Origin of the sequence: Streptomyces sp. NPDC006385, from assembly GCF_040612485.1 — a bacterium.
Classification (GTDB): Bacteria; Actinomycetota; Actinomycetes; order Streptomycetales; family Streptomycetaceae; genus Streptomyces.
This window is the reverse complement of sequence record NZ_JBEXQG010000043.1, coordinates 64,872-75,392: the sequence shown is the minus strand read 5'-3', so window position 1 is coordinate 75,392 and position 10,521 is coordinate 64,872. Positions and strand designations below refer to the sequence as shown.

The 10,521-nt window shown below is 70.4% G+C and carries 5 protein-coding genes; 4 read left to right on the top strand and 1 reads right to left on the bottom strand.

From position 1 onward, the window contains the following. Positions 1-207: hypothetical protein (locus ABZ078_RS28320; RefSeq protein ID WP_356579763.1), on the bottom strand; the 207-nt coding region annotated here is incomplete at its 3' end. 76 nt (positions 208-283) lie between these two features. Between ABZ078_RS28320 and ABZ078_RS28315 the strand changes: the two genes are divergently transcribed. From ABZ078_RS28315 to ABZ078_RS28300, 4 genes are all read left to right on the top strand, one after another. Then, positions 284-1,183 carry a DUF4255 domain-containing protein gene (locus ABZ078_RS28315; RefSeq protein WP_356579762.1) on the top strand — a complete coding sequence of 300 codons (900 nt, stop codon included), beginning with the start codon at positions 284-286 and terminating at the stop codon, positions 1,181-1,183. 108 nt (positions 1,184-1,291) lie between these two features. Then, positions 1,292-3,205: an ATP-binding protein gene (locus ABZ078_RS28310; RefSeq protein ID WP_356579771.1), complete on the top strand. Its 1,914-nt coding sequence runs from the start codon at positions 1,292-1,294 to the stop codon at positions 3,203-3,205. After that, positions 3,196-3,498, top strand: coding sequence for a hypothetical protein (locus ABZ078_RS28305; protein ID WP_356579760.1), 303 nt, complete (start codon positions 3,196-3,198; stop codon positions 3,496-3,498). The genes ABZ078_RS28310 and ABZ078_RS28305 overlap by 10 nt, the downstream gene beginning before the upstream one ends. Then, the gene (locus tag ABZ078_RS28300; protein WP_356579758.1) at positions 3,495-10,511 is read left to right on the top strand and encodes a DUF4157 domain-containing protein; all 7,017 of its coding nucleotides are present in this window, start codon (positions 3,495-3,497) and stop codon (positions 10,509-10,511) included. Before ABZ078_RS28305 ends, ABZ078_RS28300 begins: the two co-directional genes overlap by 4 nt. Positions 10,512-10,521: the final 10 nt, after the last annotated feature.

Sequence of the window (10,521 nt, the reverse complement as noted above, 5' to 3'; positions counted from 1 at the left end):
CATGCCGCCGGCCAGCCAGCCGACGGGCGTCTCGTAGCCGATGCGCAGCAGGTCCCAGACCGCCGACCACATGTGATCGGCCCGGCGGCCCGGGCGGGCGCCCGAGCAGGTCGTCCAGGTGCAGATCGGCCGGCTGGAGGTGACGGCGGGCCCGTCCCCGTCCGGCGGCGGCCGGCAGCGGACGCCCGCGACGGGCCGGCCCGGCACGACCTTGAGCCTGGCGGAGTACCTGGCGCGAGGGCGGGAGTGACATGACGGACCGAGGAACCGAGGAACCGACTTCATGAGCAACGCACTCGCCATCGCCCATGTCACCCAGGCCCTCGCCCTGCTGCTGGAGTCCAACCTGGGGCCGGAGTTCGGTGAGGCCGTCAAGGTCGAGCCGCGAAAGCCGCCCGCCGAACCGCCGGCCGAGCCGACCATCTCCGTCTTCCTGTACCAGGTCACGCCCAACGCCTCGCAGCGCAACAACGACCTGCCGACCCGCGCGTCCGACGGCCGGCTCGTCAAGCGGCCCGCCGCCGCGCTGGACCTGCACTACCTGATCAGCGCGTACGGCGAGGAGACGGAACTGGTCGGACAGCGGCTGATCGGCGCCGTGGTGCGGGCCCTGCACGAGATACCGATCCTGCCGAAGGACGTCATCGAACAGGCCGGTGAGCGGCCGTACCTGGCGGGCAGCGACCTGGCGGAGGCGGTGCAGCGCGTGCGGTTCACCCCGACGGTGATGGACATCGACGAGACGTCGAAGCTGTGGGGGATGCTCCATCAGACGCCGTACTCGCTGTCGGTCGTCTACCAGGCGTCCCTGGTCTTCATCGACGGCCGCGAGACACCCGTGCCGGCGAAGCCGGTGGAGCGGCCGGAAGTTCGGGTGCTGCCCTTCGGGGCGCCGGGGGCGCCGGTGCCACCGACCGCGGCTGACGCCACAACAACCGACGCTCCCGAGCGGGCGGTTGAGAAATCCGCCACGAAATCCGCCACGAAATCCGACGCGAAAGCCACCGCGGAACCGCCTGCGGAGCCGCCCGCGAAGGCGCCGGCCAAGACGGCCACCAAGAGCCCCGCCAAAAAGGCTCCCGCCAAGGCGCCGGCACGCGGCCGCAGGACGGCGCAGCCGAGCAGGCCGACGAGGGCGCGGGGCACGGGGGCAGGCGGCGGGTCCGAGGACACACAGAACTGAGACGACATGACGACGACGGGGGCGGGTGAGGACATGGGGACCGACGAACCGGGAGCGACGGGAACACCGGACACGGCGGACACGCCTGACGCCGCCGGCGCGACGCTGATGACGGAGATCCGGCGTGTCCTGTCCCGTGTCGACGCCCACGCGGCGGGCGAAGACCACCAGGGAGCGGAGCCCAGGCCGGCCGCCACCCCGGTGCCGAAAGACGCCTCCGTCACCGAGCCCCTCGACGCCCTTGTGGCCTGCTTCGGTCTCACACCCTTCGAGCGCGACCTGATCCTGCTCGCCGCCGCCGACGAACTGGACCCCACGACCGCCGCCCGTTGCGCCGCCGCCTGCGGCGATCCGCAGCGCGCGTTCCCCACCTTCTCGCTCGCCCTGGCCGCGCTGGCCGAGCCGCACTGGAGCGCCCTCACACCCGTCGCGCCGCTGCGCCGGTGGCGGATCGTCGAACTCGACGACGAGTCCCGGCTCACCACCTCCCGGCTCCGCCTCGACGAACGCATCCTGCACTTCCTGCTGGGCTCGCCCTACCTGGACACCCGGCTGCACGGCCGACTGCGCCGCACGCCCGTCCCGGACCGTCTGCCGCCGTCGTACGACCTGGCCGCGAGCCGGGTCGCCGAGGGCTGGACGGCGGTCACGGCCCCGGACACGCCGCCGGTCGTCGAGGTGACCGGCGGGGACCTGCGCAGCCGCGCGGACATCACCGCCGCCGCGGCCGCACGCACCGGGCTCGGGGTGTACGCGATGGGCGCCGAGGACATCCCGGCGGACCCCGCCGAACGCGACGCGCTCGCCCGGCTGTGGCAACGCGAGGCGATCCTGCTGCCCGCCGCGCTGCTGGTGGAGGTGGGCGACCTGGACCGCGACCAGCGGGCGGCCACCGAGGCGTTCCTGGCCGGGGCGGCCGTACCCGTCGTCGTGTCGAGCGAGGACCCCCTGCGCACGGACCGCCCGCACAGCGCGCGGGTGCCCGTGCCGCGCCTCGACGACGAGGAGCAACTCGCCCTGTGGGCCGACGCGTTCCACCCCGTCGCCGACCTCGACGACACCGAACTGCGCTCCCTGATCGCCCAATTCCAGCTGCCGCCGCACGTCGTACGGTCCGCGGCCGCCACCGTACGCCGCCGACTGCCGTACGAGGACCGCCTGGACGCCGCCGAACTCGCCTGGTGGGCCGGCCTGGAGGAGGCCCGGATCGGCATGGACGAACTGGGCCGCCGTATCGAACCGCAGGCAGGCTGGGACGACCTGGTCCTCCACGAGCGGCAGACGAGCGTCCTCAGGGAGATCGTCGCGCACGTACGCCGGCGTGCGACCGTCCACCAGGAGTGGGGATTCGCCGCCACCCTGCGCCGTGGCCTCGGCGTCACCGCGATGTTCGCGGGCGGCTCCGGAACCGGCAAGACGCTCGCCGCCGAGGTGATGGCGAAGGAACTGGGCCTCGACCTGTTCGTGATCGACCTCTCCCAGGTGGTGAGCAAGTACATCGGCGAGACGGAGAAGAACCTGCGCAGGGTCTTCGACGCGGCCGAACGCGGTGGCGCGCTCCTACTCTTCGACGAGGCCGACGCGCTGTTCGGCAAGCGCAGTGAGGTCAAGGACAGCCACGATCGCTACGCCAACCTCGAGGTCAGCTACCTGCTGATGCGCATGGAGGCATACCGGGGCCTCGCCATCCTGACCACCAACATGAAGAAGGCCCTCGACACCGCCTTCCTGCGCCGTATCCGCTTCGTCGTCGACTTCCCCTTCCCGGCGGAACACGAGCGAGCCGAGATCTGGCGCAGAGTGCTGCCGCCCCAGGCCCCCGTCAAGGACATCGACCCGGATCTCCTCGCCCGACTCACCGTCGCGGGCGGCTCGATCCGCAACATCGCGCTGTCCGGCGCGTTCCTGGCCGCGGAGGAGGGTGACCGCCTCCAGATGCGGCACATGCTCGCGGCGGCCCGCACGGAGTATCTGAAGCTGGAGCGCTCCTTGACGCCGACGGAGGTCCGCGGATGGGTGTGAACGGTGGAATCCACAGGCACAGGGAGCCTCGTGAGATCCGGGTGGAGATCGGCGAACTCGCCCTCCACGGCTTCCGCGCGGACCCGGAGCGGGTCTCGGCCGCGTTCGAGCGCGAGCTGACCCGCCTGCTGCGCGCTCACGGCGTCCCGCTGGCGGCGGACGGCGCCCTGACCGTCGACGCCCTGTCGGGCCTGCCGCCGCTGCCCGCCGGCCTGTCCGCCCGCCGCCTCGGCCAGGAACTGGCCCGTGCGGTGCACGAGGGCCTCAGCGGCCACGGGGAGGTGACCCGGTGAACTCCCAGTCCCAGGACGCCCGTTCCGAGCAGGCGGCCGAACAGCGCCGCCGCAAGCGCAAGGAACGCGCGGCGAAGTCCCGTACCCCGGAGCCCAAGGACATCGTCAGCGGCGCCGGACAGCCCCTCGACCCCGGTGTACGGCGCGAGCTGGAGGAACAGCTCGGCCACGACCTCAGCCGCGTACGCCTGCACACGGGCCGGGACGCCGGACAGCTGACGGACCTGCTCGGCGCGGACGCGGTCGCCGTCGGCCAGGACATCTTCTTCGCCGAAGGCACCTTCAAGCCGGGCACGGACGAGGGCCGCCGCCTGCTCGCGCACGAGCTCCTGCACACCGTGCAGAACCCGCACGGCCTCGGCACGCTGCGCGTCGGCCGCGAACTCGGCGCGGTGAGCCTGCCGCAGCAGGCCATCGAACGGGAGGCGGAGTCGGCGGCACGCGATCTCGTACGTCCTGAGCAGGCACGTACGCAGGAGTCCGCCCCGGAGATCGAGGAGGGCCAGGCCACACCCGGCTGGCTGCGGTACGCCACGGTCGACGCCGACCGCCGGCGCATGGAGAAGGTGGATCCGGCGACCCTGATCGACCGTCTCGCCAACGGCGTCCTGCGCTCCCTGCGCGGCGACCCGCAGGACCTGTCGGGGCGCGTTCGCCTGCAACTGGCGTGGATGGCGCCGCAAGTGCAGGAGAGCGTGCTGGACCGGCTGGAGGCCCTGCTGCTCACGCCCGAGGTCGACCGGCTGCTGGAGCTGGTCGAGGAGACGGAGCGGGGACCGCTGCCGCTGGTGGCGGCAAGGGCACCTGAACCGGTCCCCGACGCAGCCGAGATCATCGGGCAGGAGCGTGCGCACGAGGCGGCCGCCGTTCGTGACGAGCGCGAGGGGGACGAGAAGGAGAGCGACGACCGACGGCGGCGGGCGCGGCAGCGCAAGGACGCCGACCCGGCCGGCGACGGTGGCTCGGAGCGGGGCGGGCCGTCGGCGGCCGGGGGCGCGGCGCGGGCTCCCGCGGCGCAGAGCGCGTCGGCGGGCCCCGGACCGTCGGCCGGGCAGGACAAGGAAGCCGCCGGTGCGCGACAGCAGGAGCAGGCCCGGGCCAGGCAGCAGGACAAGGACGCCGCCCAGCGGGCCGCGCAGCAGGACCAGGAGAGCGCGGCCCGCGGCCAGGAAGAGGACTCCCCGGAACAGTCGGCGCAGCAGGCCGCGGACAGCGAAGGGCAGGGCGCCGAGGGCGCGAGTGAGGAGGCGGCCGCCGAGGAGAGCGGCGCCGAGCCCGGGGCCCTGGACACCAGCGGAGCGGAGCCCGGCGAGAAGGACCGCAAGGGCGGCGACCGCGACGAGGAGCGCCGCGCCGGGGATCCGGAGAACGAAGAGGACGCCGACGACGAGCCGTTGGGGCTGGAGGAGGAGCCGGAGGAGCAGGACGAGGACGACGAGGACGACGAGGAGAGCGGCGAAGAGTACGAGGACGATGAACTGGAGGCGCAGGACGAAGAGGCGGACGGCGCCGATGCCGAAGGCTCCCTGTCCGAGGCCGATCTCGCCGGATCGCTCCTCCCGGCCGCGAAGCAGCAGAAGGAGAAGGACTCCTCCGGTGGTGGGCAGGACGCTGCTCCCGGTGTGATCGAATCCCCGGCCGACGAGGACCCGTCGGCCAAAGCGCTGCGGGAGACGGAGGGAGGGCCCGACGGACCCGGCGGGGGCGCGCCCTCCTCCGAGGAGGAGCAGGAGTCCGACCGACGCCTCGACCAGGACCTCCAGTCCGACAAGTCCATCGAGCAGGAGATCGGTCCCGAGCCGGACGAGCGTGCGGAGGAGAGGACCGCCGAGGGCCAGGACGAGAAGGGCTCGGACCCGGCTGACCCCGACGACGCCGAGCGGGAGCGGGAACAGGCCGAGGAGCGCAGGGAGGACGCCGAGGCCAGGCGCCGGGACGAGGCGGCTCGTACCGCGACCGAGGCCACGGGCGGACCGGTGCCCGGGGCCGGTGGCGATACGGCCGCGCCGGGTCAGCTGTCGAAGGCCGACGAGGACGCCCGCAAGCAGGGCGCCAGTTCGTCTTCCGCGTCCTCGGACGCGGGGACGGGCTCGTCTTCGGGCACGGCGTCGGCGGAGGGGGGAGGAAAGAGCTCAGAAGGCTCCGGGAGCAAGGGCACGCACTCCTCCGGCGGGACCGGAGAGGTCTCCGGTACGCGAAGCGGTACGGGACCCGACACCCCGTCCGGTGCGGAAACCGGCTCGCAGGCCGGGTCGTCCTCCGGCTCGACGGCTCAGTCGTCCTCCGGCTCCACGGCGGGCGCGGCCGCGGCCGACGACGGGGGCGGAGCGGCGAGCGGCACGGTTTCGAGCGGGAACGATGCCTCCGAGTTCGACACCGTGACGAAGGACGCCGTCCAAGTGGCGGACGTCACCGAGGGGAAGGGGCCCGCGACGATACCGGGCCCCCAGAGCGGCCGGGAGAGCGTGTCCGCGCCAGGCCGCGGCAGCGCGCCGAAACTCTCGCCCGGCACGGCGGCCGGTCCCAGGGCCGCCGTGGCCGAGGCCAGGGGCGGTTCACCCCAGGCCGAGTCGTCCGCGAAACCGGCGCCGGGGAGCACTCCGGCACGCCCGAAGGCCAAGGCCACGCCCAAGCAGCGGCAGGCGGCCAGACAGGCGGCCAAGAACGTCCGGCGCGGCGGAAGCGGCGGTGGCGGCGGCCGTACGGCTCCCGCGCCCGCGCGAGGAGGTGGCGGCGGCCGCCGGGCGTCCGGGCCGGCGAAGCCCAAGCAGGAAACCCCGGTTCCCGATGTCTCCAAGGGAACGCCGGAGGCCGGGCTGGCAACGGCGTCGCGGCTCAAGCCGTACCAGATGCTGGAGACCTTCAAGGGCCTCAACGGGGCAGTGAACAACTCCGTGGACAAGGAGCGTTCGGCGCTGCACAAGGGGCCGCCGCGGATGGAGCGCCCCATCGGCTCGCCGCGGACGGTTCCGGGCGGTCCGAGGGCCGCCGCCCCGGGGACGTACACCAACGCCAAGGTCGCCCGCACCGACGCCGCCAAGGGCAGGACGGACGAGATCACCGGCGAGCAGCGACCGGAGGGACAGGCACCTGGCGCCGACGTCCCGGAACCGAGCTGGTGGGACATCCTGCTGACGATCGGCGGCGAGCTGCTGAAGCGGATCTTCCCGTTCGACGACCTGATCGACTCGATCATGGATATGCCGACGTCGGACGAGGGGATGAAGGGCACCCGGGTGGGCAACGCCCCCGGCCTGCCCCTCCAGGACGACTCCGACCCGCAGCGCACGGACGAGCAGGGGCAGAAGCTCGACGAGCGGAAGAACGAGCTGCACCAGGCCGGCCGCGACGACGCCGCCCGGCCGATGGGCGAGGACCAGATCTACCCGGACGCCCCGCGCGAGACGCTGACCGGCAAGGTCGGCAAGGGTGGGAAGCAGGCCGGGCAGAAGCGCGGCGGTGCGCCCCGGGCCGGGGGCGGGGTGCCGATCGAGTCCGCGTCCGCCGTTGCCGAGCACGACCGCGGCCCGCAGATCCAGCAGGGCTTCGGCGACGCCCAGCAGAAGATGGGGCAGGAGCGCAAGAACAAGGACGAGAAGGCAAAGAGCGACAAGCACAAGCACGATCAGGACCTGAAGCGCGAGGTCGACGCCAGCACCAAGAAGCAGGCCGACGAGCGTGAGAGGGGCCAGTCCGAGATCGCCGATTCCCGCGACAAGTGGCGCAAGGAGCAGGACGACAAGGTCGCGGAGATCGACGACAAGAAGGGCAAGAAGTACGACAAGGTCCGCAAGGACATCACGGAGAAGCAGGAGGACACCGACAAGCAGGTAGACAAGCGTACGGAGGACGACAACAAGAAGATCGACGACGAGCAGGTCGCCGCGGAGAGGGACGCGGAGCAGAAACAGGACGACAAGAAGAAGGAGGCCGAGAAGGGGGAGGGCGGGTTCCTCGACCAGCTCAAGCAGTGGTGGGAGGACCTCAAGAGCGCCATCAAGGGCTTCTTCGAACGGGCGCGCAAGGCCGTCACCGATCTCATCGACCGCTTCAAGAAAGAGGTCTTCGAGCTCATCGACACCGCGCGCAACTGGGTCGTCAAGCAGATCAACGACTTCGCCGACGCCCTGATCGCCTTCGGCGACGAACTGCTCGCCGACTACCCGGCGATGCGCGACAAGTGGCGCGACACTATCGACGGCGCGCGCGACTGGGCCGTACAGAAGGTCAACGAGGCCGCGGACGCGCTCAAGAAGGTCGCCGGCACGCTGCTCGACGGTCTGTGCAGCGCGCTCGTCGCCGGGCTCGACCTGCTGGAAGGCGGGTTGCTGGCCGCCGTCGAGGTCGCGGAGACCGTCACGGTCAAGGCGGTGGAGTTCGGGCAGGCGGTCGTCCAGGCGCTCGGTGACTGGGCCGCCATCTTCAACGACATCGTCTCCGACCCCGGCGACTGGATCAGCAAGGCGGGCGCCGCGGCCGACACGGGCGCCAGGGAACACCTCTTCGACGAGGTCAAGAGCGCCGTCAAGGAATGGTTCAACCAGAAGGTCCAGGAAATCGTCGGAATCCCGATGGAGGACTTCCGGGAGCTGATCGAGGGCGGTGTCAGCGCGGAAGAGATGGGCAAGATGGCCTGGGACGAGGCGTTGCCCCAACTCCCCGTCATCGTCGGCGTGATGGTCGTCGAGAAAGTCGTCGCCAAACTCATCCCGGGTGCCGGATGGGCCATGGCCATCATCGACGCCCTGAAGACCGCCTGGGGAGCACTGAGCGAGATCCTGGCCGCCTTCGGCCTCTTCATGGACTTCCTGAAGTCGGTCAAGAGCGGCAACGGAGCGCTGCCCTTCGCCAAGGCGGTGGCGGCAGGAGTCGTCGCCCTGCTGGAACTCATCTACGAGTTCCTGATCGAAGGCGTCAGCCGGTTCATGGGCGGAGTGGCCACGAAACTCGGCGACATGCTCAAGAGCATCCGCGGGAAGAAGAAGGGCCCTGGCGGACCTGACGCCCCCGGTCAGCCCGGAGCCCCCGGCCAGAACAACGGGCAGGGACAGAACAACGGGCAGGGCCAGAACGACCAGCCCCGCCCGGCCCACCAGCCCGGACCGGACAAGCCCGGTCCGACGGCCGACAAGCCCGGCCCGACCGACAAGCCGGGCCAGCCGTCGGCCCCGCGCAAGCCCTCCCCGGACAAGACCTCCCACCCGGAAACGGGCCCCCGTCCGGGGAAGCGGTCCACCCCCGAGAAGAAGCCCCGCCCCGCGCAGCAGTCCAAGCCGAAGAAGAAGCGCGACGAACAGGAGCGCCGCGAGGAGGGACGCGAGGTCAACGCGGCCCGCCGCCGGCTGCGCGACGCCAAGCGCAAGCAGCGCCGCGACGACGACAGGGCCGCGGCGAGCAAGCCCCGCCGCGGCCCGGCCCGCGACACCCTGCGCCCGAAGAAGCGCGACCGGGACAAGGACCAGACCCGGGACAAGGACCTCCTGCGCAAGAAGAAGCAGGACGACAAGGGGCGCAACAAGGACCGCGACAGGGACAACGACGGCAGGAGGAAACTCAACCCCAAGAAGCGCCCGCGTCGCCGCCCCGAATCCCGCACCCGCCGCAAGCTGCGCCGCGCCCGCCAGACCATCAAGTCGGCCCTGAACAGGGCCCGCCGCGCCGGCCGCCGCCTGCACGGCAAGGGCCGCAAGCTCGGCAGCAGGCTGAACAACCGGGCACGCCGGCTGAGGGAGCTGTGGAGGCGGCGGCGGGATCGGATGCGGCGTGCCCTGTCCCGCAAGCGGGACAGGGCGAGGCGGGACCGGCAGAACGAGGAAGTGATCGAGCGGCCGACGGTGCGCTTCCGGGACGAAGCCGGTGAGATCCACACCCTGAAGTTTCACGGTGGTGGCGGGAACCAGGACATCTACGTTCACAGCACGCCAAAGGAGGTGCCGTCATTCGTTGCCAGTTGGAGAGCGGATATCGAGAAGCAGAAGCCGTCACCCGAGATCGACGACCAATTGGATGCCATCAAGGAGACCGAACGGCAGCACAAAATAGCGGAGGATAAGGAGAGCGGAATCCCCACAAGGAGCAAAAATGCAACAAGGGAGGAAAAGCAGAAAATAGACCGGCAGTACAGGGAGCTTGAGCGTGTGATGAAGACGTTGGCCCTGCATGCCGCCAAGCGAAAGTACTACGATCTGCCGGACTATAAAGATCCGGCTTACAAGGACAAGCGGGCAGAGGGTTTCCGCGTTGATTGGGTTCAGGAGTCAAACAAGACAGTATTTGGGGGTCCCGGCGAAGAAGCGAGGCTGGCAAATGACGGGATGCCTCTAGGGTGGCCGTACATCCGAAGGCAAGGCATGAGTGACGGTGCCGCCTGGGTCAGAATGCATCTGCTGCCCGAGCGGCTCGGTGGAAAAGCCAGAGGGGCGGGGAATAACCTCGTTCCCGCCCGAGGGGTGGACAATAACAACTTCCTGAACGGTGTCGAAGATCCCGCTTATAAGGCCATCCCGGACGAGGAAAGGATGATTTGGTACAAGACTGATGTCCGGTTCGGCTACTCCCGTCTCCAGGATCCCGCCGAACTTGGACTGGATCCCGCTGATCGCACCAAGGATTTCGCTGATTTCCCCAGTTATATATACGCGGAGTACGGCGGATACACAAAGGTCCGCGGGACCGGAAAGAATCCTGGGGATTGGCGGAGGAAGGGCGCGACGAAGGGGTTCTCTGCGCATCCCATGCCACCTGATAAAGATGAAGCAGGAGCGCTCTTCATCAACAGGAATGGTCGTGACCGCATCCATGACATGCTCGACTGTAGTTACGGGTTGGCCGATCATGTCATCCGGGTTCGAAAAAGCAGGCCCGGCGGAAAATTCCATGACTACGCGGACCTTGAGTTTCACATGGAGGGCGAGCGGGAGCGCATGGGTGAAGACAAGGCAATGCCGGGCCTCCCGGACATGCTTGTGAAGCTCAGAAAGCTGGACAAGGTGGATAAGCGTGTCCGCTGGTAGGAGTGAGGAC

Coding starts and splice junctions, on each gene's coding strand:
- ABZ078_RS28315 (WP_356579762.1), top strand. CDS start 284: ATGAGCAACGCACTCGCCATCGCCCATGTCACCCAGGCCCTCGCCCTG.
- ABZ078_RS28310 (WP_356579771.1), top strand. CDS start 1,292: ATGACGGAGATCCGGCGTGTCCTGTCCCGTGTCGACGCCCACGCGGCG.
- ABZ078_RS28305 (WP_356579760.1), top strand. CDS start 3,196: ATGGGTGTGAACGGTGGAATCCACAGGCACAGGGAGCCTCGTGAGATC.